This is a genomic window from Lewinellaceae bacterium (genome assembly GCA_020636105.1).
In the GTDB taxonomy this organism is placed as follows: Bacteria; Bacteroidota; Bacteroidia; order Chitinophagales; family Saprospiraceae; genus BCD1.
Genome location: JACJYL010000001.1, coordinates 3,372,687 through 3,395,236, shown reverse-complemented (window position 1 = coordinate 3,395,236; position 22,550 = coordinate 3,372,687). Strand labels below are relative to the sequence as shown.

The 22,550-nt window shown below is 44.3% G+C and carries 21 protein-coding genes; 13 read left to right on the top strand and 8 right to left on the bottom strand.

Annotated elements, in window-relative coordinates; all coding sequences use genetic code 11:
* Positions 1-168: 168 nt before the first annotated feature.
* Complete coding sequence (locus tag H6571_12895) at positions 169-612, bottom strand: nucleoside deaminase (GenBank protein MCB9324629.1); 444 nt, start codon at positions 610-612, stop codon at positions 169-171.
* Positions 613-661: 49 nt separating this feature from the next.
* Between H6571_12895 and guaB the strand changes: the two genes are divergently transcribed.
* The 5 genes from guaB to H6571_12870 all read left to right on the top strand — a co-directional run bounded on the left by guaB (position 662) and on the right by H6571_12870 (position 5,292).
* Positions 662-2,146: an IMP dehydrogenase gene (gene guaB, locus H6571_12890; GenBank protein MCB9324628.1), complete on the top strand. Its 1,485-nt coding sequence runs from the start codon at positions 662-664 to the stop codon at positions 2,144-2,146.
* A 69-nt stretch (positions 2,147-2,215) separates the two neighbouring features.
* Entirely contained in the window at positions 2,216-2,818 is a 603-nt protein-coding gene (locus tag H6571_12885) for a DNA-3-methyladenine glycosylase (protein MCB9324627.1), read from the top strand.
* A 3-nt stretch (positions 2,819-2,821) separates the two neighbouring features.
* A complete protein-coding gene (locus H6571_12880) occupies positions 2,822-4,144 on the top strand; it encodes a DUF5103 domain-containing protein (GenBank protein ID MCB9324626.1) in 1,323 nt (440 codons plus the stop codon).
* A 92-nt stretch (positions 4,145-4,236) separates the two neighbouring features.
* The gene (locus tag H6571_12875) at positions 4,237-4,680 is read left to right on the top strand and encodes a hypothetical protein (protein ID MCB9324625.1); all 444 of its coding nucleotides are present in this window, start codon (positions 4,237-4,239) and stop codon (positions 4,678-4,680) included.
* A gap of 132 nt (positions 4,681-4,812) precedes the next feature.
* Positions 4,813-5,292, top strand: a complete 480-nt coding sequence (locus H6571_12870) for a hypothetical protein (protein ID MCB9324624.1) — start codon at positions 4,813-4,815, stop codon at positions 5,290-5,292.
* 76 nt (positions 5,293-5,368) lie between these two features.
* On the opposite strand, the gene H6571_12865 is transcribed toward H6571_12870, so the two are convergent.
* From H6571_12865 to H6571_12840, 6 genes are all read right to left on the bottom strand, one after another.
* On the bottom strand, positions 5,369-6,091 hold the full coding sequence (locus H6571_12865) for a hypothetical protein (protein ID MCB9324623.1): 723 nt from the start codon (positions 6,089-6,091) through the stop codon (positions 5,369-5,371).
* A 209-nt stretch (positions 6,092-6,300) separates the two neighbouring features.
* Positions 6,301-7,404, bottom strand: coding sequence for an aminopeptidase (locus tag H6571_12860; GenBank protein ID MCB9324622.1), 1,104 nt, complete (start codon positions 7,402-7,404; stop codon positions 6,301-6,303).
* Between the two features lie 259 nt (positions 7,405-7,663).
* On the bottom strand, positions 7,664-8,878 hold the full coding sequence (gene hflX / locus H6571_12855; protein MCB9324621.1) for a GTPase HflX: 1,215 nt from the start codon (positions 8,876-8,878) through the stop codon (positions 7,664-7,666).
* A gap of 33 nt (positions 8,879-8,911) precedes the next feature.
* Complete coding sequence (locus H6571_12850) at positions 8,912-10,243, bottom strand: peptidoglycan DD-metalloendopeptidase family protein (GenBank protein MCB9324620.1); 1,332 nt, start codon at positions 10,241-10,243, stop codon at positions 8,912-8,914.
* Positions 10,191-10,955 carry a DUF4292 domain-containing protein gene (locus H6571_12845; GenBank protein MCB9324619.1) on the bottom strand — a complete coding sequence of 255 codons (765 nt, stop codon included), beginning with the start codon at positions 10,953-10,955 and terminating at the stop codon, positions 10,191-10,193. Before H6571_12845 ends, H6571_12850 begins: the two co-directional genes overlap by 53 nt.
* Positions 10,942-12,291 carry a tetratricopeptide repeat protein gene (locus tag H6571_12840; GenBank protein ID MCB9324618.1) on the bottom strand — a complete coding sequence of 450 codons (1,350 nt, stop codon included), beginning with the start codon at positions 12,289-12,291 and terminating at the stop codon, positions 10,942-10,944. The genes H6571_12845 and H6571_12840 overlap by 14 nt, the downstream gene beginning before the upstream one ends.
* Positions 12,292-12,530: 239 nt before the next feature.
* Here H6571_12840 and H6571_12835 point away from each other — a divergent pair, with 239 nt between their 5' ends.
* Positions 12,531-12,845, top strand: coding sequence for an ATP-dependent Clp protease adaptor ClpS (locus H6571_12835; GenBank protein MCB9324617.1), 315 nt, complete (start codon positions 12,531-12,533; stop codon positions 12,843-12,845).
* A gap of 65 nt (positions 12,846-12,910) precedes the next feature.
* Positions 12,911-13,603 carry a leucyl/phenylalanyl-tRNA--protein transferase gene (locus H6571_12830; protein ID MCB9324616.1) on the top strand — a complete coding sequence of 231 codons (693 nt, stop codon included), beginning with the start codon at positions 12,911-12,913 and terminating at the stop codon, positions 13,601-13,603.
* Between the two features lie 17 nt (positions 13,604-13,620).
* Here H6571_12830 and H6571_12825 read toward each other — a convergent pair whose 3' ends face one another.
* Positions 13,621-15,099, bottom strand: a complete 1,479-nt coding sequence (locus H6571_12825; protein ID MCB9324615.1) for a T9SS type A sorting domain-containing protein — start codon at positions 15,097-15,099, stop codon at positions 13,621-13,623.
* Positions 15,100-15,407: 308 nt separating this feature from the next.
* Here H6571_12825 and H6571_12820 point away from each other — a divergent pair, with 308 nt between their 5' ends.
* The 6 genes from H6571_12820 (at position 15,408) to H6571_12795 (ending at position 22,535) form a co-directional block, all read left to right on the top strand.
* The gene (locus H6571_12820) at positions 15,408-15,929 is read left to right on the top strand and encodes a hypothetical protein (protein ID MCB9324614.1); all 522 of its coding nucleotides are present in this window, start codon (positions 15,408-15,410) and stop codon (positions 15,927-15,929) included.
* A 141-nt stretch (positions 15,930-16,070) separates the two neighbouring features.
* On the top strand, positions 16,071-17,255 hold the full coding sequence (locus tag H6571_12815) for an NADP-dependent malic enzyme (GenBank protein ID MCB9324613.1): 1,185 nt from the start codon (positions 16,071-16,073) through the stop codon (positions 17,253-17,255).
* A 256-nt stretch (positions 17,256-17,511) separates the two neighbouring features.
* Entirely contained in the window at positions 17,512-19,143 is a 1,632-nt protein-coding gene (locus H6571_12810; GenBank protein ID MCB9324612.1) for a S41 family peptidase, read from the top strand.
* 84 nt (positions 19,144-19,227) lie between these two features.
* Positions 19,228-19,950, top strand: coding sequence for a hypothetical protein (locus H6571_12805; GenBank protein ID MCB9324611.1), 723 nt, complete (start codon positions 19,228-19,230; stop codon positions 19,948-19,950).
* Positions 19,947-21,230 (top strand): DUF4350 domain-containing protein, encoded by a 1,284-nt coding sequence (locus H6571_12800; protein MCB9324610.1) that lies wholly within the window; start codon positions 19,947-19,949, stop codon positions 21,228-21,230. The genes H6571_12805 and H6571_12800 overlap by 4 nt, the downstream gene beginning before the upstream one ends.
* Before the next feature lie 213 nt (positions 21,231-21,443).
* Positions 21,444-22,535: a MoxR family ATPase gene (locus H6571_12795; protein ID MCB9324609.1), complete on the top strand. Its 1,092-nt coding sequence runs from the start codon at positions 21,444-21,446 to the stop codon at positions 22,533-22,535.
* Positions 22,536-22,550 lie beyond the last annotated feature (15 nt).

Here is a 22,550-nt window from a genome sequence, read left to right as displayed (position 1 = left end):
TCAAAGTAAACTTAACCTGCAAAGGAGAGTCAAAATTTATTTTACCTTCTATTGAGGATATTATTCGGAGGTTTTAAATATTTTGCGGGCTGAAGGATCGATTTCGTTTATGCTGTAAAAAAGTACCATGGATGCTGTTTTTAAAAAATTGAACTATAAAGACCAAACCTATCGTTTTTCCTGAAAAAAAGTTCTCAACAGCTGGCTGCACTCTTCTTCCATCACGCCGTATTCGATTTTGGTTTTGGGATGCAGCACTTTTTTCCCGAACCGCATGAATCCTCTTTTATCATCAGCGGCTCCATACACTATTCTTTCCAGCTGGGCCCATTGTGCTGCACCTGCACACATGACACAAGGTTCCAACGTGACATAAAGGGTACACTCATTCAGGTATTTGCTGCCCAGGAAATTGGCCGCGGCAGTGATGGCGATGATTTCCGCATGGGCCGTCACATCTTTTAATAATTCCGTTTGGTTATGGGCGCGGGCAATTATCTTATTTTGGCAAACGACGATGGCGCCCACAGGGATCTCGCCTTTGAGGGCAGCTATTTTCGCCTGCTTGATAGCTTGCTCCATATAATGTTCATCACTATTTATCGTCAACATTTTTAAATATTTAATTGTCTTTTAAAATTTATTTTCAATACTTTTGCGGATGGAAAATCAAAAAGCAATAAAAAATAAGTTTTTTGAAGATGGCCTGACCTTCGATGACGTTCTGCTCATCCCGGCCTATTCAGAAGTACTGCCACGGGAAGTTGACTTCTCAACTAAAATCACCCGTGACATAAAACTCAACGCTCCTATTGTTTCCGCTGCCATGGATACGGTTACTGAAAACAAGCTGGCGATCGCTATTGCCAGGATGGGCGGTATGGGCATTATCCACAAAAATATGACCATCGCCGAGCAAGCCGAACAGGTTCGTAGTGTGAAACGTTCGGAGAGCGGGATGATTGTCGATCCGGTGACTTTAACCAAAGATGCTTCCATTGCCGATGCCATAGCGCTCATGCGCCGTTTCAAGATCGGGGGCATTCCTATCGTCGATCATCAAAATAAACTCGCCGGCATTCTCACCAACCGTGATCTGCGCTTCGAAAACGAAGTAAAACGTCCGGTAAGTGATTTGATGACCTCGAAAAACCTGGTGACGGCTCCGGTGGGTACTGACCTCCAACAGGCGCGGCTCATTCTGCAGCGACATAAGATCGAAAAACTCCCTGTCGTGGATGACACCGGTATCCTGTGCGGACTCATCACCTACAAAGATATCATGAAAGTGCAGGATTTTCCGAATTCCTGTAAAGATTCTTTGGGAAGGCTGGTGGTCGGTGCCGCTGTCGGGGTTACTGCGGATATGATGCAAAGGGTGGATGCGCTAGTAAGGGTTAATGTGGATGTCATTTGCCTTGATACGGCTCACGGTCACTCCAAAGGGGTGCTGGATGCCATCCGTGCGGTGAAAGCAGAGTACCCTGACTTGCAGATTGTCGGTGGAAATGTGGCTACCGGGGAAGGAGCGCTTGCGCTTGCCCAGGCCGGAGCAGATGGCGTTAAAGTAGGGGTAGGCCCGGGAAGTATATGTACCACCCGGATAGTTGCCGGGGTGGGCGTACCTCAGCTTTCCGCCATTTACCAGGCTTACGAAGCTGTCAAACATCTGGGCATTCCGATCATCGGTGACGGAGGGATCCGTTATTCAGGAGATATTGTGAAGGCACTGGCCGCAGGAGCAAGTTCTATTATGGCGGGGAGTTTATTTGCTGGAGTGGAAGAGGCTCCCGGAGAAACCATCATTTACGAAGGCCGTAAGTTCAAAGTCTATCGCGGAATGGGATCTATTGGCGCCATGGAACTCGGCTCAAAGGATCGCTACTTTCAGGACGTAGAGGATGATATCAAAAAGCTGGTGCCCGAAGGGATAGAAGGCAGGGTTCCTTATAAAGGCTCCCTGGCAGAGGTGGTGATTCAATACCTTGGTGGATTACGTGCAGGAATGGGCTATTGCGGTGCACCGGATCTTGAAACATTGAGATCCTCTAAATTTGTGAAGATCACCAGCGCTGCCGTGACGGAAAGCCACCCTCACAATATAACGATTACCAAAGAAGCGCCTAATTACAGTCAGAGAAGATAAATTTGCTGCTGGTGGCCGGGGGGATTAAATCAGATACCCAGCTACCAGCAACGAGCAACCAGTTTCAACATGCCGCTTTCACATTCATTCTACCTTCGAGATGATGTCGTCAGGGTGAGCAGGGATTTACTCGGAAAATTCCTCGTGACACGGATTGACGGGGAACTGACTTCAGGCATGATCACAGAGACCGAAGCCTACAGAGGGCTGGACGATAAAGCAAGTCATGCATTCAACAACCGCCGAACCAAAAGAACGGAAACCATGTTCCGGCAAGGAGGTTGCGCTTATGTGTACCTTTGTTACGGTATTCATCATTTATTTAATGTGGTGGTGGGAGAGGAAGGCCTGGCCAATGCTGTCCTGATCAGGGCTGTTGAGCCTGTCGATAATGTGCCGTTAATCCAGCAAAGACGGAAAATTCCTAAAATGAAACCACAATTAACCGCAGGTCCGGGCGTTATGAGTAGGGCCCTGGGGATAAAAACCCATCTGGATGGAACAACCTTGTTGGATGAAAAAGGGGCGATATGGATCGAAGACAGGGGGATCCGTTTTACCGAAGATCAAATTCAAAGTGGTCCAAGGATTGGGGTCGATTATGCCGGAGAATGTGCCGGATGGCCCTGGCGATTTTACATCAAAGACTCCATTTGGGTCAGTAAAAAATAATACATGAGAAGATTAGTTGAAACTTACCAAACGACCCTTTTGAAATGCCTTGCACTTTTTTTAATTATTAATCTAGTGCCCTTAGACCTTTCTGCACAGGAGGAAGAAAATATCCGGTATGAGAATTATGTTTATCTCGATAACATACGGTCAGTAAAATTACATGTGGACGGGGATCCCATAAGCTTGCCTATGCTTCCACTGAATGGCGGGGCAAGATTTGAATTGTCCTTTGATGACCTGGGGCCGGATGTAAAAACCTATACCTATACTTTTGTTCATTGCGACAAAAACTGGCAACCTTCTCCACTGACTACCATGGAATACGTGGACGGTTTTTTAAATGAATTGCTGGATGATTACGAGTTTTCCAATAAAACGCTGACGGAATACACACACTATTCTTTGGTTTTTCCGAACGATGATGTGACCTGGACCATTTCAGGCAATTACCTGCTGATCATCCACGAAGATGATGTGGACGGCAAAAGGCTGGCAATTACCCGCAGGTTTATGGTGGTGGATTATAATTCCCTTGTGGATATTGAGCTCAAGCCGGTGTCACCGGCCATGGCGGGGAGGCTGAAAACTTATCATGAATTCGACTTTGTAGTCAATCATGAGAAAACCCCCATACGCAATCCGGAAAGAGAAATTTCAGCGGTCGTATTACAAAATCAGCGGTGGGACAATGCCATTATGGATATTCCCCCGACCTATACCCGTGGTAATTCCATTGTCTTTGATTACCAGGGGAGGATCGCCTTCCCGGCAGGAAAGGAATTCAGGTTTTTTGATCTGAGAACGTTGCGTACACGCTCACTGGGCATCCATGAAATCCTGCGTTTTGGAGACCACTATGAGGTGGTTCTGGATAAGGATGCCAAACGAGGAGCCCTGGCCTATCTTTTCAGGGAAGACCTCAACGGCGGGTTCGTCATAGACAATTTTGATGGTTATATTCCGGAAGTTTCGGCGGATTATGCCGATGTGTTTTTTGCCCTCTCAAGCCCTACCGAATACGATGATGCTGATATTTTCATCGTCGGGGCCTTCAACGACTGGCGCCTCAAGGACAAAATGGTTTACAATGATGCCATCAATAGTTACGTGGCAAAAATTCCCTTTAAGCAGGGATTTCATAACTACGCTTATGCTTTTCAACCCAAAGGTAGCAGGGAAACAGATAGAGCGGGACTGAATTTATCAGAACTCGAAGGCGACTGGTATGAAACGGAGAATGAATATACCTTTCTCATTTATTACCATCCCATCGGCTCCAATTACGATCAACTCGTTGCCAGCCTGGTTTATGTAAGTCATTAGCCGGGAACTTCTGAAACTTATGGTCTTCTCGCCGGGAAAATGTGTCTTTTTGAGAAAAGGACGTCTAAAAAGTACAAACATCCTTTAATATTATGCAAAAGAACATATTTATCCTCGTTTTTGCTTTCATGGGTTTGACTACATTTGCCCAGACACAAACTGTTGATTCGACTGTAGTTATTAAGCAGGAAACTGTTCAACAACCTACGCCGTATTATGGAGTTTATGAAGACCTTGAAGATATGAAATCCCGTTTCAAGGCTTACATTCAGCTGCAAAAAGAAGAAAAGAAAGTAGCGGAAATGCCCCAGGATGAATTGCTTTGGGAAGCAGCCAAAGGTCCGGATGATTTTAAAGGCCCCAAGATGATCAATGCCTATTCGGTTAATAAGCCCGCTGGTTATGCTTCGGATATTGAAGAAGGTAAATTAGATAAGGACGAATTAGGAAAGACCATTCAAACAAGCCTTATTCTTTCCAAAAGCCCTGCCGACAAATCTGGCGATAACTGGGAGCGAAAATTAATAAAAAACTAAATAATTCAACAGGAATTAGGGTATTACAAAAGCGCATAGGGAGAAAGTGTCCTTTGCGCTTTTTGCATTAATATTTGCATGCTTTTCGATAAATAAATCATTTAGATTGTATTTTTGCCTCAAATAACGGATATGAAATTTGTAAGTGAAGATATTATTGACGAAGTCGTTGAATCGATCAACGATGAAGAGGATAGCCTGGAAGCTTTTGTAACGAGCCTTCAGGAACGCCAGCCCGTATTGTTTGGCTATATTTTTTCTGAAAACCTGGAAATTCTCCACCAGGAAGAACGGGAGCTGGTGTTGTTTTTATTGCTCACCATTTTTCTCGCTTCAGAGAAAGTGAACGGAATTTTTGAAACGGTGGAGGTAGAAATTTTTGAAGATGCCGAAGAAAAGAATTGGGAGTTACTTGAAGCAGGCACCAGTGCTCAGTCTTTCAGAGAACGGCTGGACGTGTTTTTTGAAAAGACTTCCCAGGAAGACCTGCTCGCTTTTGTTGAAGATGCCCTCTCTGACAGTGAAGATGGGTTGACGACCAAAGAAGGAAGGGAAGTCGTTTTTGTATTTCTGAAATCAGTCATCGACTGCCTGGAGGCAGTCGGAAAATAGAAACAGGAAAGGCATAATAAAAAAGGGATAATCATCAGCATGACTATCCCTTTTTTATTATGCGGTTGAGGAACGACTATTTTGTATTCTGAATTTTATTGAGCAATAAAGCTGCTTTTCTCATAAAGTCATCGTTATAAACGGTATACTCATTGTAAACCATCAGCAGCCTGGCGGCATCAAAAGCAGCTGTTTTGGGCATAATCTGCCTTGCTGCAATCGGGTGCAACCAGTATTCCAGGTTGTTGGAACGCAAATAGGATTGATCGTAATCAAAGCCTATGACTACGCTGAGTTTATTCAAAGAAAACAGGTATTCTGTTTCTTTATTCAATATCTTTTGAATATCAATGATGTTGTATCGGTCAAATAACACCCCTGATCTTTCACAAAGGAAAATATCGCGACGACCATCAAAAGTGATGATGTCATTGAAACGGTATTTCCGCATATTTTTTTGAAGGAAAGCCTTGATGGCCATTTTGGTCGGGTGAAGATTTTTGAAAGCCATAGTTAACTGTCTTTCATCCAATCTGAATTCTTCTTCATAATTTCTTTTGCGGCGGGTTCTAAGGTTGACCACTTCTTTACCTCTGCCAATGGTATGTCCTAACTCATTTACTTTGGGAAACACATTGACCACTTCAATATTCATATTGTTGTTCCACGTTTCCAGAAAAATTTTGTTGGAGCCCTGCTCAAAGACCAAAAGTGCAATTTCACTTATTGCGTAAAAGTTGGGGTACCCTCCGTAAATGTTGCCATACTTTAGTTCTAAAAATGCAATGTTTTTGTTCACGGTTCAAGGACGTTGTTGGGTTAATGAATTAGTGTTTGGAAGATTAATGGTTTCATAGTAATTACTTCTCAAACCCTGTTGTTACTTTATTCTATTATTTAATTAGTACTACTGCTAACATAGCTATAATTAATACAGCGCAAGTTAGGGATAATAATTTACAGGACATATAATTTAACCTAAGAAATTCGAGAATATTGTGATAGAGACTATCCAATTGGCAGAAAATTCCCATTCTCGTATATCTTTTCCCCGTCGGCCCAAATTTCACCTCCATCCTGCATGCCGGCGATCATATCCCAATGTACGGTGGATTTATTTTTGCCTCCTGTTTGCAGATAGGACTGTCCAACGGCCATGTGAACGGTACCTCCAATCTTTTCGTCAAAAAGGATATTTTTGGTAAACCGGTTGATGTCGTAATTGGTCCCTACGGCCACTTCGCCAAAACGACGGGTGCCTTCAATAGAGAAAATACTGGTCAAAAATTCCTGGCCTCTTTTGGCTTCCCATTTTTCAATATAACCGTCTTTGACCCAAAGGGTGACGCCTTCCACTTCGTGGCCCATGTAAATGGCAGGGTAAGAAAAATGGATCACCCCGTTCATGGAATCCTCTAATGGAGAGGTGTAAATTTCACCGGAAGGCATATTGGTTTGCCCGTCTGAATTGATCCACGTCCTTCCTTTGGTGGAAAAACTTATATCGATGCCGTCGCCTTTGTATCGAATCTGCTCCCGGCTGTTGAGCAGGTCCGTATAACCCTGCTGATTTTTCCGGACATTGAGCCAGCTTTGTACCGGGTCTTCATCGAATAATTTACAGGCGCCAAAAATAAAATTTTCGTATTCTTCAAGCGACATGCCTGCTTCCTGGGCGTTGGCCTGGGTTGGGTATTGGCAGAGGTTCCGTTTCAGATCACGGGTTGCCGTTCTTTCAAAATATTTATGTTGAGAGGCTTTCAGAGCTTCCTGCCTGATCTTTGATTTACCTACATCGGCACCCTGATTTTCCCGAAGGTTGAAGGGAGCCCGGATAAAAAGGTACCCGTCAAATTCATCCATGGCTTTTGTGTATAAAAGCGGCTGGTAATTGAGCTGCATTTCTCCGGCTTCTTCAAGAAAAATACGGTTTTGTTCCCTGAAATCCAACGCTGTTTCCACATGGGCTCCCTGCCTGAGGGCTTCCCGGTAAACTTCGCGGACCAATGGAACCGCAAGTGTAGTGGATTGGATAAAAAGCCGTTCACCTTCCTTGATCTCAAGACAATAATTGACCAGTAGTTGTGCGTATTTTTTTAGGATATTTTCCATGGTATTTATATTTTGAATAACGATTGTTTAAATGTTATTTTCCGTATTGGAAGTCCCCCGGGATCTAAGGGAAATGTGAAATTTAGAATGATAAATTAAAAATGTAAAAGTGTTGATTTTTAGTGATTTACATGATTAAAATTGTCAATTTATTTTTGAACTGTTCCTGAGTATTTATTTCTTTTTATATAAAATTATTTTTCATCAGCAGGCCCTGGTATTGCCTTTAGTAATTCACGACCATTCACCTACCCAAAACCTACCATTTCTGTGCCTGGTAAGGATATCTTACATGGTATTGAGTTTTGATCATTTCTGTCATTTTCTGACGTAGGCCTTCAAGGTTCTCACGCGTAACGGCCGATATCAGAATATTCTGGCAGTCAAATTCATGCTCCAGGTTTTTCTGCAGGTTCTTTTCAATCTCCTCTTTTACCTCCCCTTCAAGATAAGTGTCGTAATTTTTTTCGCGGTACAGGTCTATCTTGTTAAAAACCATCAAAGTCGGTTTGTCCTGCGACTCCAGGTCTTTAAGTGTTTCGTTTACCGTACGGATATGGTCCTCATGATTGGGATGGGCGATATCGACTACATGGATGAGGATATCACTTTCCCGGACTTCATCGAGGGTAGATTTAAAGCTCTCCACGAGGTGGTGAGGCAGCTTTCGGATAAATCCTACCGTGTCAGACACCAGGAAAGGCATGGCTTCCCATACGGCCTTTCTTACAGTAGTATCCAGGGTAGCGAAGAGTTTATTTTCGGCAAAAACATCTGATTTGGTTAGCAGATTCATCAGGGTTGATTTTCCGACATTGGTATACCCGACCAGGGCCACACGGATCAGTTCACCACGATTTTTACGGCGGGTGACGTTTTGCTGATCTATTTTTTCCAGTTTTTTCTTCAGCAAGCTGATCTTGTCCCGGACGATACGGCGGTCGGTTTCGATCTCCTGCTCCCCGGGGCCTCTCATCCCGATCCCTCCTCGCTGGCGTTCAAGGTGGGTCCATAAACCCCGGAGGCGCGGCAGCATGTATTGCATTTGCGCCAGTTCCACCTGGGTTTTAGCCTGTGCTGTTTGTGCTCTGCTGGCGAAGATGTCCAGGATAAGGCTACTGCGGTCGATGATTTTGACTTTTAGAAATTCTTCGAGGATGGACGTTTGTTTTCCCGTCAGGTCATCATCAAAAATGACCATGTTGATTTCTTCATGGCGCTCGATATAATTAAAAATTTCTTCAAGCTTTCCTTTTCCAACGAAGGTGCGCGGGTTGGGACTGTCCACTTTTTGAACGAATCTTTTTACCGAGACTGCCCCTGCCGTCAGCGCCAGGAATTCCAATTCGTCAAGGTAGTCCGTCACCTGTTCTTCCGTTTGGTTCCGCTGGATCAATCCAACCAAAACGGCGTATTCCGTTTCTTTTTTGAGCCCTTTACTTTCTTTTTCTCCTATGTTCCAGTTATGTTCCATTTATTTTAACCTTTAACCTTGTGTCTTTAAATTTTATTTTCTTATCCAGTTTACCGGATTCTGGCGGGTTTTTTCCTGCCATATCTCAAAGTGAAGATCGGGCGATTTAGTTCCCACTTTACCCACACTTTGGCCATTTTTTATCAAATCATTTCTTTTGACGAATATTTGTTCGAGGTTTGAATATACTGAGTAATAATTTCCGTGTTGGATGATGACCGTGTGTTTGTAGCCGGGAATAAATTGTGTTCCTGCCACTTTGCCTTCAAAAATAGCATATACTTCCGCTCCTTTGCTCGTTCTGATGTCGATGCCGTTGTTGGTTATTTTAATGCCTTTGATGGTTGGGTGATCCTGCCGACCGAAATAACCGGTGATGCTACCTGTTTTTACCGGCCAGGGCAGATTTCCTTTGTTTTGGGCAAACGGCCCGGAGAGGTTATCTGCGGCGGAAGATTTGGGGGCATTTATTCCGGTAGAGGTCCTGGCGTCCCTGCGCTTTCGCTCCATTTCTTCCAGGATAACTCTTTCAATGGCATTGTTCAACTGTTCGTGTGACTCTTGTTGTTTTTTGAGGGCGGTAAGCAGGTTCTTCTCATCTCCTTTCAGCTTGGACAGCATACTGTTCATCTGGTTCATTTCTTTGCCTACCGCTTCCTTTTGTTCTCGTGCCAGTTCCAGTAGGGCTGTTTTTTCCTTTCTTTCCTGCTCCAGCAGCTGTATCTTGTTTTCAAGGGTAAGTTGTGTCTGTTCTATCAGGTACGCCTGGTTTTTGCGGAACCTTTCATATTGGCGCATATACTGCCAGCGTTTATAGGCCTGGTTGAAACTCTCAGAGGAGAAAATAAACTGGAGCCCGTTATTGTTTAGTTTCATGCGATAGGCTGCTCTTAACATGGCTGCATAATCCTCTTTCAGGCGAATCTGATCTTCTTTCAACGATTCTATTACAGCGCTAACATCGATGATGGAAGAATCTGTTTTGGCGATTTCCAGGGTAAAATTTTCAATGAGCGACTGCCTGTTTTTTACCTGGGAGCGCAGCGTGATATACTGATCGAATGTAGCCGCCTTATTTTTTTTGGTCTCTTCCAGCTTACCGTTGGTTTCCTGGATTTCGGACAGCAATTTTTTTCGTTTTTCTTCCAGGGTTTGTCTGTTCTGTCCTATGAGCACGGCAGGCAGCAGAGAAAACCCAAAAAAAAGGAGGATCAGTATTACTGTGGCATGTCCGTTTTTTGTTTGACCCGATTTTATTTTCAGACAATAACCGGTCCGTTTTGAACGGAATCGCCGGGAAATAGAACGCATCTTATTTACCGAGGTATTTCCCGGGGACAACAAATTGGAATTCTTGTGGAACATCAATTTCTACCTTTGTGAATTTTATCTGCACGGTGGTATTTTCTTTACCATCCTTCATTTTTATGTTGCGAAGGTAGGGAAAATTAGTCTTGTCGTCCAGCATGGCGTATTCTTCCAGCGACATTTCAAGCATTTTTTCCTTAACTTTTTGTGAAAGGATGACTTTTTCAAGGAGCAGGCTCTTTTTGGCAAAAAAATAATCGATATCAATATCCTGATGTTTCCCGGAAATATGATACCCGCCGGGGATTTTTTCTACTTTAAAATCGCCATTCATTGGCATGAGGGGATTACCGAGGATAAATTGCTGCAAGGCATTAAAATCTCCGGGAAGGTTGTGACGCTCCATATAGTCAAGTCCTTCGGCAATGTAATCATTGTTGATCCGGTCGAGCACGAAAGCCGAGTCCCTGTTGACGAGTATGCGTCCGGCTTCGAGTCCGAGTTTTTTGCCGTTAGCCCAAAAGATGCTGTCTTTTTTCATTTTTATGGTGGAAGAAAACGTCATGGACAGGTCGGGATGGTCGAAGGATACCTTGGCTTTCCCGTTGAACCATTCCGGGATCACCGGATGGGTATTGAGATAGGTGATGAGTTCCGAGGAACTCATTTTCTCAGGAGTTTTGCTCAGGTTACGTGAAGTGTTGCAACTTTGTAAAAAACCAAGCGCCAGGAATAAACCCAGGTAAAATTTAAAACTATTTTTGGTCATTGCAATTCAATTTATCTTTTTCATCGGGATTGATCTCTATTGCCTTGTTAAAGGCTTTTTCGGCTTTTTCGGTTTGTCCCGATTCACAATAAATAATTCCCTGGAGTTTATAAATTTTATATTTTAAAACAAGATCCTTAGCGCTCATCAACAAGGCCTGGTTAAGTGAATTCAGGGCATTGATTTTATTGCCGAGTTCATGGTTGGCAACCCCGCTGAGGTAATAGGTCACTGCTTTGTTGGGGAATAAATCGATGACCTGGTTGGTCGTACTCAGCAGTTTTTTGTATTGCCCCAGTTCGAGGTTTATGTACATTACATTTTCCCATACCATAAAATTGTTTTCAGAAAGGGAAAGGGAGGTTTTGTATTTTTCAAGGGCAGGTTCAAGCCTGTTAGAATGGTACAGTAAATCTCCGGAAGCAGCAAACCCTTTGGCATCCTGTGAATGAACGTTTTCAAGGATGGCCGTCAATTGCAACCCTGCGTCGGCAAGTTCCACATCCGCAGTGTTGGCTACCTTCGTTATGATGGGAATTAGTTTTTCTACCTTGAGATCTATACTGAGATCATCTTTTTCGAAAACAGGTTTCAGCGCCTGAATATAAGTGAGATCTCCTTTGTTTTTTGACTGGCTTCCGGCCAGGGCCATGGTGGCTTCCGCATTGCCGGGGTCTATTTTTAAAATATTCCTGTACACCTCATCTGCCTGGCCGGTTTGTCCCTGGTTTTCATAAAACTGAGCCAGGAAAAAATAGTAATCAGGATTATTGGGAAAAGATTCGATGAGGCGGACGTATTCTTTTTCGGCTTTTTTCTTATCCCCGGAAATTAAAAACAACCGGTGCCTGCGGGTCGCGATTTGTTCATCGTAGCCAAATTTTGACTCCATTTTGTCATACACCTTAATGGCTTTCTGGTATCGGTTCAAAACAGTATTGTACCAGGCGAGATCATAATAATAGTCCTTGGTATAAGGGTTCTTGTCTACGAGCTCTTCACAAAGCGCAAGAGCGCTTTCGTATTGTCCTGTATGGCGATACAGGTCTAAAAGCTCCTGGAAATACCATTCATTATTCTCGCCTGAAGCAACGGCAATTTTCAGCATCTTTTCTGCATTACTATTGTCGCCCCTAATGACATAGAGTTTTCCCAGTTCGTAGGCAATGGCAGGATCCTGACTTTGTAATTCATGAGCCTGCTCCAAAATGGCGATGGCTTTGTCGTAATTTTTTAAAAATTTCTCACGGCTTGCTTCGATCAACATTTTTTCCAGGTTCACTTCTTCCTGGGTATATTGTTGTGCCATGATCCCCTGGCCAATCGAAAAGAGCATAATCACTATCAGGTTTAAAACTCGCATAATCTCAGTTATAGTTCAATCTAATTAACGAACAAAATAGTAAACAGTTGTGACGAAGTTATAAAACAGGTTGGATTACAAGGGTGCTAAATTCGTCGATTCTGTCATCACGGTGCGAAAGTATTGGAAAAAAGGTAAATTTTTGTGTAATTTTGTGGCTTATCCTGCAACTTATTTTGAAAAAAATAAGTTAAAGCCAATAAAAAAATAGCATGCTTTATAACTCACCATTTGAAGAATTTGAAGAAGAAGTCGCTATCGAAGACGAAGTTGCTGATTCGGATCGTGGCCACGATGCGCAATTGGTCGTCTATAATGATGACCACAATACTTTTGACTGGGTGGTAGAGTGTTTTATGGAAGTTTTGGGGCATGACCAGACACAGTCCGAACAACTTTCACTTCTCATCCATTTCAAAGGTAAAGCGACGGTAAAAACTGCCCCCAAAAAGATATTAAAACCCAAAAAAGATGCCCTCATCGACAGAGGATTATCCGCTGTTATCGAAGGGGGAGATGATGACTGATAATTTTTAAGGTGAATTTTTTCATTTATCTTTTGTTGTCTTGCCGCCGAAATTGAATTTTTTTCATGCCTGTTTTTTTACTTAATGAACACAATGTAGCTTTTCCGGATCCTTCCTTTGCCGAAGAATCAGGGCTATTGGCTGTCGGCGGCGATCTTTCGGTGAATCGCCTTTTGCAGGCTTATCGTTCGGGCATATTCCCGTGGTATAACCCGGGGGAAGAAATTTTGTGGTGGTCGCTGGATCCAAGGTTCGTGCTGTTTCCCAATGAATTGAAAGTGTCAAAAAGCATGCGCCCTTATTTAAACCAGGGAAAATTCAACGTCACTTTTGATACTCAATTTAGGCAGGTTATGGTGAATTGCCGGGATCATTATCGCAAACGACAGTACGGAAGCTGGATCAATGATGAGATGGTAGAGGCTTATACCAGGCTGCATGAAATGGGGTATGCTCATTCCGTTGAAGTCTGGAATGAAGAAAAACTGGTAGGCGGCCTCTACGGTCTTTCGATGGGCAAAATTTTCTTCGGAGAATCCATGTTCAGCTTTGAATCCAACGCTTCAAAATTCGGTTTCACCATCCTCGTGAAAAAGCTGGAAGCACGGGGTTTTACCCTAATCGATTGCCAGCAGGAAACCGCTCACCTGGGCAGCCTGGGCGCACGGGCTATCCCACGGGAAGATTTTTTAAAAAAGCTGCGTGCCAATGCCAGAGAGCAAGATTTTTTAGGCAATTGGGGCCAGCTACTTGACTAACCCCCGGTATTACTTTCTCAATCTACGATAAATTTTCCTCTACTCCTTCCTTCCTTTGTTGTCAACTCAAGGAAATAAGTGCCTGGCGAAAGACCTGAAACAGGTACACTTTGGCCGGTTAGAATTTTTTTGAATACCAACTCCCCGGCTACATTATAAACAGCAACCACTGTTCCGTCAGGTATTTTATTTTCTTTAAAAAACAAAATGTCGTGAACTGGGTTGGGGAAAATGGAAAAAGAATTCGCTCCGATGTCTTCTGTGGAAAGGTATTGCTGTAAATCGTAAATATAGGCTACCCCACATTCAATGCCTTCATCACTCTGGTCAAGGGGAGCGCCGCAAATGAGCTGACCAGCAGAAATATCTACGCAAATTCCAAAGTAATCGAGTGCCTCGGGGTGATCAGCGGTAATTTTTGCTGCCTCGCTCCACTGCTCTCCGTTCCGGTGGAACAGGTAAAAAGCTCCGGCATCTGCCCCTTGTTCGTCATTCAGGTGGGCACTGATGGCTACGAAATCTTCATTGCTGGTAATGCAATATCCCATCAGATCCCCGACACCAAGATCATCCGGTACCAACTTACTTTGCTGAATCCATTGACCGTCCACTCTTTTGAAAACATAGGCCGAACCACTGTCCAGTCCGTGTTCGTCTTTGAGGGCTGCGCTTATGGCCACATAATCCCCGGCAATGCTTATACTTCGGCCGAAACGATCCCCCGTGGCACCATCGTCAGGGGTGAGTTTGGCCTCTTCGGTCCAGGTGTTGCCGTTTCTTCTGAAAACGTACACCGAACCGCTCTCCTCTCCGTTATCGTCATCAAGCACTCCACAAATAACCGCGTAATCTTCTGAGATGGCTACGCTTCTTCCGAATTTATCAAAAGCAGCCCCGTCAGAAGGTAATAGTTTGACTTCCTGGATCCACTGCTCATTCTGCCGGACAAAAATGTATGCCGATCCGCTGAAAAAACCGTTATCATCATCACCGAAAGCTCCAATGATCGCACGGTCGCCGTAGATATCTGCCGCCACGCCGAAGTTGTCAAAAGCTTCAGCGTCCAGGGCGAACAGCTTCGATTGTAAGGTCCAATCGTCTCCCGTTCTTTGGTAAATAAATGCAGCGCCGGCATTTTCTCCCATATCGTCATCGTTATAAGAAGTCACCAGCGCATGGTCCCCGTCAAGCTTTAGGATCTTTCCAAACAAATCATCCTCATCGGGCGTATCGGGAAAGAATTTGGCCCGCTGAACCCACCCGTCGGGTTCATGTTTGAAAATGTAAGCGGCCCCACAGGTTTTTTCTTCTACCCGGGCGGCACTTGCCCCGATAAGGGCAAAATCTCCCGAAAGGGAAACAAAAACGCCAAACTCATCCCCGGCGACGCCATCTTCCGGGCAAAGTTTTGGAGCCTGTCCATGAGTAAATACCGTAGAGGATAGGAAAAAGGCGATACTCAAAATCGTCATCAATGAAATTCCGGAAATTTTCATGTTTTTTATTTTTGAATGAAAAAATGCCGGGTGTTCAGTAAAAACAGCCTCTTTTTTGGGTCTTGATTTGAATAATAATATGCTCTTTTTTGTCGTAGGTCTTTATGTGCTGATAAAGGTAAATTTACTCGAAATACATGAAAGAATTGTCATGAATTCATCAAAATTTCAGGAAAGTTATTCTTCATGGCATCCTATTCAAAGACAAAATTTTGAAGCTTGAACAACGGATTATTTTTATCTTGCAGCCTCAAATTTTGACCAATCAAGAACATTTTGCTGTTATTTTAAAAAAACAACCAGAAATCATGACCTTAAAAGAACTCTTTGACCTGATGGCTCAAAACCCTGTTTACCTGCTGTTTTTTTTCATCGTCATTCCAATGACGGCCTTGCTTTCAGGTTTTTTTGGCAAAAACGAAGGGCATCTCAGCCCTTGGAAATATCTGTATTCCACGCTGATCTACCTCATTTGTGTGCCGGGCATTTTTTCTGTTAGCCTAAGCATATACATGTTTTTGTTTGAAAAACGCAGCATCATGGATACGGATATTTATACCCAGATACTGCCTGTTTTCTCCATGATTTTTACATTGTTAATCATCAGGAATAACGTAGATCTGGATGATGTGCCCGGATTTGGGAAACTATCGGCCCTGGTGATGATCATTTCAGCCACCCTGGGACTCATGTGGTTTATCGATCGAACGCATATCATTGTATTCTCCTACCTGAGGTTTGAAATGGTATTGCTCATTTTTGCCATTTTGTTGATCCTCATCCGTTTTGGGTGGTACAGAATTTTCAGCGCTGGCAAAAGCAAGACATGAACATTTTTTTGAGCAATGCTTAATCACTAGGCTTTTACTTTTTATATGAATCATGTGGAGAGGCGGAATTTTGGGGATAATGGAAAAACTTTCCATAAGAAACCGTAGCTCGCATACCTAACCAAAATAAAACCACCTTTTATGGATTATTTTCAAGAATCCCTCAACCTGCACAAAAGGCTGAGAGGAAAAATCAGAATCGGCCTCAAAATGGATGTACGGACCAAAGAAGATTTGTCTTTGGTCTATTCCCCGGGAGTGGCTGAACCTTGTCGTGAAATCTTCAGGAACCCCGAATCCGTTTGGGATTACACCATTAAGGGCAATATGGTAGCTATCGTTACCGATGGTTCTGCAGTTCTGGGCCTGGGCAATATTGGAGCCCATGCTTCCATTCCCGTGATGGAAGGAAAAGCCATGCTCTTCAGACGATTTGCAGGGATCAATGCCTTCCCCATTTGTATCGATTCGCAGGATGCGGATAAGATCGTGGAGACGGTAAAACTGATTGCGCCCGTTTTTGGAGGCATTAACCTGGAAGATATTGCCGCACCCCGAAGTTTTGAGGTGGAACGCAGGTTGCAGGACATAGGTATTCCTGTTTTTCACGATGATCAGCATGGTACGGCTGTGGTCGTTTTGGCGGCTCTGCTCAATGCAGTTAAGGTAGTAGGCAAGAATATCTTCGATCTCAAGGTAGTGATCAATGGTGCCGGTGCTGCCGGTATTGCGATTGCCAAACTGCTCTTGTGCGAAGACACTTACACGGAAAGCGATGCCTGTATCTCCGTGAAACAGGTCATCCTGTGTGATTCCAAGGGGATTATCCACAGCGAGCGTACCGACTTGAACGGATCGAAAAAAGAGGCGCTCAGGTATTCCAACCCAATGGATGTAAAAGGGGATGTTCGTGAGGCAATCAAAGGGGCTGATGTATTTATCGGGGTAAGCCAGGGAGACCTGCTGAATCGTGATGATATCAGTACGATGGCCAGCGACTCCATCATTTTTGCGCTTGCCAATCCGATCCCTGAAATTATGCCGGAAGAAGCCTATGCCGGTGGGGCCGCCATTGTGGGCACAGGAAGAAGCGATCTGCCCAACCAGGTCAATAATGTACTCGGTTTTCCAGGCATTTTCCGGGGGGCGCTCGATGCACGGGCCAAAACGATCAACTCTTCCATGAAACTGGCCGCAGCCTTCGCTATTGCCGATTACCTTAAAAACCCGACACGCGAACAGGTCATTGCAGCTACCCTGGATGAACATGTAGCCTGGAAAGTGGCCAAAGCGGTGAAAGAAGCGGCCATCAAGAGCGGGGCTTAATTAGTGGAAAATAAAAAATAGTATTCTTACTACTTAAACAACGTTTCAGAACAATTATTAGGGTAGGTTGTTTCGTTTTGTAAATGATTTCCACCTTTGTTTTTATTTTCGGCACAATAATTGAATACACTCAGTGAGGAATATTATTTTTTAAGGATAAAAATTTGAGTCATTTATCCGGAACTGTTTCGGGCACCTTGTATGGGCTATCGGACCCTTTCCGGCTATTCACCTACTTATGAACAAATCAGTTATGATGAGGAATAAAATGCTAAAAATAGCAGCCGTGCTGTTGATTTTTGTGTCCGGTATGGCCACTACTGTGCTCACTGAAAAAAACCGGCACTTTGAAATACTGAAAAACATCGAAATATTTGCCAACGTTTATCGCGAGGTGAATACGAACTATGTCGATGAGATAGACCCCGGGCAATTTATGCGAACGGGAATTGATGCCATGGTCGGCTCGCTTGATCCTTTCACCAATTACATTTCCGAATCGGATATCGAAGGCTACCGTTTTATGACGGAAGGCAAATATCATGGCATCGGGGCGGTGAGTGAGGTGCATGGAGATTACGTTACCATTACATCGCTCTACAAAGACCAGCCCGCGGATAAGGCAGGCCTGAAAGTCGGCGACCAGATAGTGGCTGTGGATGGGGAAAGTGCCAAAGGAAAATCGATGGATGATTTTAACCTCATTATAAAAGGGTTTCCGGGGACTTCGGTAAAATTGACCATAAAACGCCCTGGTACGCCTAAAAATTTTGATATCAACCTGGTCAGGGGTGAGGTTAACGTGGAAAATGTACCTTATTATGGCATGGTCACCAAGGACATAGGTTATATTGCCCTGACGGTATTTACCCAGGATGCAGGGCGCAACATTGCCAATGCGTATAAAGAACTTAAAGAAAAAAATCCGGAAATGCAGGGACTTATCCTGGACCTTAGAGGCAATGGAGGGGGGTTGTTGCGTGAAGCCGTAAACATCTGTAACATTTTTATCCCTAAAGACGAGCTCGTCGTGTCCACCCGGGGAAAAGTCAAAGACTGGGATCGCAGTTTTAAAACCACAGGCGATCCGGTCGATCTCAAAATTCCCCTAACGATCCTGATCAATAAAAATTCCGCTTCCGCTTCGGAGATCGTCAGTGGGGTCATGCAGGATTATGACCGCGGAGTATTGCTCGGACAACGTTCTTATGGAAAGGGACTGGTTCAGAATACAATGGATGTAGGGTATAATTCCAAAGTGAAAATTACCACAGCAAAATACTACATCCCAAGCCAGCGCTGCATACAGAGCGTGGAATACAAAGACGGAGAACCCGTACAAATAGCCGACGAGCTCAGAGCTAAATTCGCTACAAAAAACGGGCGTGTAGTCCTCGATGGAGGTGGGGTGAAACCGGACGTATTTATCGAAGGACCAACAAAAGGCGTCCTAAAAGGACTGGTGGATGAAAAGCTGATCTTCGATTTTGTGACGGAGTATGTTCTGAAGATCGATAGCATCGAAACCATAGAAGATTACCATTTTACCGGCTTTGATCAATTTGTAAGCTTCCTTGAGGCCAAAGATTATAAATTTGACCTGGACAGTGAGAAGCTTCTTAAAAAACTCGGCGAAAAGGCGAAAGAGGACGGATTTTCTCTCAACGGAGAATTGACAGCGCTTGAAAATAAGATGCGTACTTCTAAAAAAGAAGAGGTGATGAAATACAAAGAGGATATCATCGCCATGATCGAAAAAGAAATCGCTACCCGTTTTTACTATCAGGAAGGGGAGATCAAAATGGGACTCCGCAATGATAAGGAGGTTAAAGAGGCCGTCGCCCTGCTGAAAGACCTCGACCGATACAATAAGTTATTGGGAAAATAATTTTCAAGGAAGGTTTTTCGAAAAGACGGGGCATTCGGGTTGATTCCGGGTGCCCCGTTTTATAAAATTCTCTATATTTACCGGATGAACAGGTTCTTCAACTATTTTCTTTTTCTGATCCTCATTATCCCGGGGGCATTGTGCGCCCAGGGGCCTACGGAGGAGTACAACCATTCCGAGGTTTCGGAAAAGGATCTGGGCTATGAACGGTGGAAGCAGCTGACCAAGGATGTTCATTACGACGTAGATGAGTTGAAGCAAAAGAAGAAAGAAGCCAAAGAACCTGACTTTGATCGAGATGCTAAGGTTGCCCCCCCGGCGTCATGGGACTTTGGAGCATGGTCTGCACCGGCCAAGGTGATTCTTATCTTGTTTTTTGGGGGGCTCATCGCCCTGATCATTTACCAGGTGGTCAAAAACCAGGACAAAAAAGTTGGCAAAATACCGGTGCCGTCTGATGAGGAAATCATCGAAAAAATCGAGGAGGATATCCAGCGTTCTGATATAGATTCCTACCTTGAACGAGCCATCGCCGAAGGGAACTATTCCCTGGCCATTCGATTGCATTACCTCAATATCCTGAAGGCGCTCTCCCTGTCCGGGATCATCAAATGGAAAAAAGACAAGACCAACCGTACCTATCTCTACGAGATGAAGGAAAAAGAGATGAAGAGTGATTTCCGGGAACTGACCAATATTTTCGAGCGCGTGTGGTATGGGAATGTCATTTTGGAACAGTGGGAATTTGAGTCGGTGGCTCCCGTTTTTGAAATATTTTCGGATAAGATCAAAAACGGTGCCTCATGAAAAAAAACAACCTCCTGTTTTACATTATTGGAACGGTGATTCTGGTGCTGCTTTTATTTTATTTTTTTGGATCAAAAAAGCGCTATAACTGGCAGGAGCATTATCAGCAGAAAGGCAACGATCCTTACGGAACGAGGATCATTACCGAATTGCTTAAGGCTACGGACAGGGAATTTATCGTCATCCAGGACAGCCTTTCTGTAGCATTGCCGGAAGCTCCCGAAGAATTATCCAATTACGTTTTTATTGGCCAGAGCATGTATATGTCGGATAGCGATGTCAGTCGGTTGATCGATTTTACCGTAAATGGAAACGATGTTTTCTTGTTTTGCAATTACATTCCTCACAACCTCATGTTTTACCTGTACGATGGGGAGTGCGAACCCAGTCTTTGGGATGATTTTTCGAGCATGACGGATACCGCGGTAGCGCTTAATCTTACCCATCCCAATTTATTTGCCGATCAGCAAAGCAAATATGTTTACCTGTCCCGTTACGGTTCAGGGCCTTACAACTGGCGCTATTTTTACGACGATTATTTTTGCGATGCCGAAGGCGCTTTTGCCGAACTAGGCCGTATAGACGATAACTATATCAATTTTGCCCGCGTGAAATACGGCGAGGGCTATTTTTATCTTCATACCACCCCCATAGCCTTCACCAATGTCAATCTATTGAATGAGCCGGCGTATGAATATGCGCGAAAGGTATTTTCTCATATGCTCGAAGGTCCCGTTTACTGGGACGAATACAGCCGCATCCCCGAGAGTGTGGCCCGAACGATGAACAATCGTGGCGGCGAAGGCATGAATCGGAATTTGTCGTCCCGGAGTCCGCTCCAATACATCCTTTCCCAACCGGCCCTAAAGTGGTCGTGGTACCTGCTGCTGTCGATGGGATTGCTGTACCTGATTTTCAGGGTAAAAAGAAGAGAACGTATCATTCCTGTTCTGGAACCGAATACCAACAGTTCACTTGAGTTCGTACGTACCATCGGACGATTGTATTTCCTTCAGAACAACCACCGACAACTGGCGCTGCAAAAGATGAAATTCTTCCATGTGGACATCAAGGAATCCTACAACCTGCACTTCCAGGAGGGGGATGCTCTTTTTGAAGAAAAACTGGCCCATAAATCGGGGGTTCCCCTGGACATTATCCAAAAAATTTACTACATGTACCGCAATATCGAAAATACCCGGTACCTGTCAGCCGAGGCCCTCATTGAATTTTACAAGGTTATGGCCAAGTTTTACAAGGCCGGAGAAATGAGGAGGTAAGTGTTGGGGAAGGCTCCCTTTTTTCAAAATTTGGAGGAACAAAAAGGAAAGGAAAACGAGAAATATTTAAAGGCCTGTTGTAAAGGCTCCGTGCAAAAAAAATCTCAAATAAATCCTCCTGAAAAAGAAAGTGTTATATTTGAGAGCTATGCCGGCCGGGAAAAGCCAAAGCCCCCCGGTCCTTCTTGATTAAAAAAAACTAAAAGATAAATGATGAGTGTTGACGAATTGAATGAAAACCTGGAATTGGAAAACAACGACCCACAGGTACCGCAAGTCAATCCTATAGAGGAAGCCACACCGGCTGAACCTCCCGTTTTGGAACCAGGTCATGAACGATGGCAACAGAGCCGTCTCGATCTGTCCAAAGTGGCTAATGTTGTGAACAAGGTGAAAAATGAGGTGGGCAAAGTCATCGTCGGGCAGGACGAATATATTGAATTGCTGCTTACCGCCCTCTTTACAGGGGGACATGTGCTGGTCGAAGGGGTGCCGGGCATCGCCAAAACACTCATGGCCAAACTCATGGCTAAAACCCTGGATACTCAATTCTCCCGAATCCAGTTTACTCCGGATCTCATGCCGAGTGATGTCATCGGGACTACAGTGTTTAATATGAAAACATCGGAATTCACCTTCAAACAAGGGCCCATTTTTGCCAATGTCATACTCGTCGATGAAATCAACCGAGCCCCTGCCAAAACACAGGCAGCCATGTTTGAGGTGATGGAAGAACACCAGGTTACGGCGGATGGGGTTACCTATGCTTTTGAATTTCCCTTTTTTGTCGTCGCCACACAAAATCCCATTGAACAGGAAGGAACCTATAAACTGCCCGAGGCGCAATTGGATCGCTTCATTTTTAAGATACACGTAGATTACCCTGACCTGGCGGATGAAAAAGCTATTCTGAAACGCTTTTCCCGGGATTTTGACATGAAGAGTGTGGCTGATGTCTCAGCTGTTTTCACCACCAAGGACGTACGGGAATGCCGGGAGTTGATAGAGCAGGTGCATATTAAGGATCAGTTGCTGGATTATATCGCAGGGATCGTGCATGAAACGCGTAATAATCCGGACTTGTTCCTGGGAGCTTCCCCCCGTGCATCCCTCGCGATCATGAAAACATCCAAGGCGGTGGCCGCTATGAACGGACGTGATTTTGTGACTCCTGATGATATCCAGTATGTCGCTTATCCCGTGCTCAATCACAGGGTCATCCTGACCCCCGAACGTGAAATGGAAGGTATTGACACCAGAAGCCTGATCCGGGATATTATGAAAAGCGTGGAGGTGCCGAGGTAGTATTTATTGTTATCT

What these genes read in the sequence shown, in the direction of transcription:
- H6571_12895 (MCB9324629.1), bottom strand. Translation starts at nt 612, where the DNA reads ATGTTGACGATAAATAGTGATGAACATTATATGGAGCAAGCTATCAAG.
- guaB (MCB9324628.1), top strand. Translation starts at nt 662, where the DNA reads ATGGAAAATCAAAAAGCAATAAAAAATAAGTTTTTTGAAGATGGCCTG.
- H6571_12885 (MCB9324627.1), top strand. Translation starts at nt 2,216, where the DNA reads ATGCCGCTTTCACATTCATTCTACCTTCGAGATGATGTCGTCAGGGTG.
- H6571_12880 (MCB9324626.1), top strand. Translation starts at nt 2,822, where the DNA reads ATGAGAAGATTAGTTGAAACTTACCAAACGACCCTTTTGAAATGCCTT.
- H6571_12875 (MCB9324625.1), top strand. Translation starts at nt 4,237, where the DNA reads ATGCAAAAGAACATATTTATCCTCGTTTTTGCTTTCATGGGTTTGACT.
- H6571_12870 (MCB9324624.1), top strand. Translation starts at nt 4,813, where the DNA reads ATGAAATTTGTAAGTGAAGATATTATTGACGAAGTCGTTGAATCGATC.
- H6571_12860 (MCB9324622.1), bottom strand. Translation starts at nt 7,404, where the DNA reads ATGGAAAATATCCTAAAAAAATACGCACAACTACTGGTCAATTATTGT.
- hflX (MCB9324621.1), bottom strand. Translation starts at nt 8,878, where the DNA reads ATGGAACATAACTGGAACATAGGAGAAAAAGAAAGTAAAGGGCTCAAA.
- H6571_12850 (MCB9324620.1), bottom strand. Translation starts at nt 10,243, where the DNA reads ATGTTCCACAAGAATTCCAATTTGTTGTCCCCGGGAAATACCTCGGTA.
- H6571_12845 (MCB9324619.1), bottom strand. Translation starts at nt 10,955, where the DNA reads ATGACCAAAAATAGTTTTAAATTTTACCTGGGTTTATTCCTGGCGCTT.
- H6571_12840 (MCB9324618.1), bottom strand. Translation starts at nt 12,291, where the DNA reads ATGCTCTTTTCGATTGGCCAGGGGATCATGGCACAACAATATACCCAG.
- H6571_12835 (MCB9324617.1), top strand. Translation starts at nt 12,531, where the DNA reads ATGCTTTATAACTCACCATTTGAAGAATTTGAAGAAGAAGTCGCTATC.
- H6571_12830 (MCB9324616.1), top strand. Translation starts at nt 12,911, where the DNA reads ATGCCTGTTTTTTTACTTAATGAACACAATGTAGCTTTTCCGGATCCT.
- H6571_12825 (MCB9324615.1), bottom strand. Translation starts at nt 15,099, where the DNA reads ATGAAAATTTCCGGAATTTCATTGATGACGATTTTGAGTATCGCCTTT.
- H6571_12820 (MCB9324614.1), top strand. Translation starts at nt 15,408, where the DNA reads ATGACCTTAAAAGAACTCTTTGACCTGATGGCTCAAAACCCTGTTTAC.
- H6571_12815 (MCB9324613.1), top strand. Translation starts at nt 16,071, where the DNA reads ATGGATTATTTTCAAGAATCCCTCAACCTGCACAAAAGGCTGAGAGGA.
- H6571_12810 (MCB9324612.1), top strand. Translation starts at nt 17,512, where the DNA reads ATGAGGAATAAAATGCTAAAAATAGCAGCCGTGCTGTTGATTTTTGTG.
- H6571_12805 (MCB9324611.1), top strand. Translation starts at nt 19,228, where the DNA reads ATGAACAGGTTCTTCAACTATTTTCTTTTTCTGATCCTCATTATCCCG.
- H6571_12800 (MCB9324610.1), top strand. Translation starts at nt 19,947, where the DNA reads ATGAAAAAAAACAACCTCCTGTTTTACATTATTGGAACGGTGATTCTG.
- H6571_12795 (MCB9324609.1), top strand. Translation starts at nt 21,444, where the DNA reads ATGAGTGTTGACGAATTGAATGAAAACCTGGAATTGGAAAACAACGAC.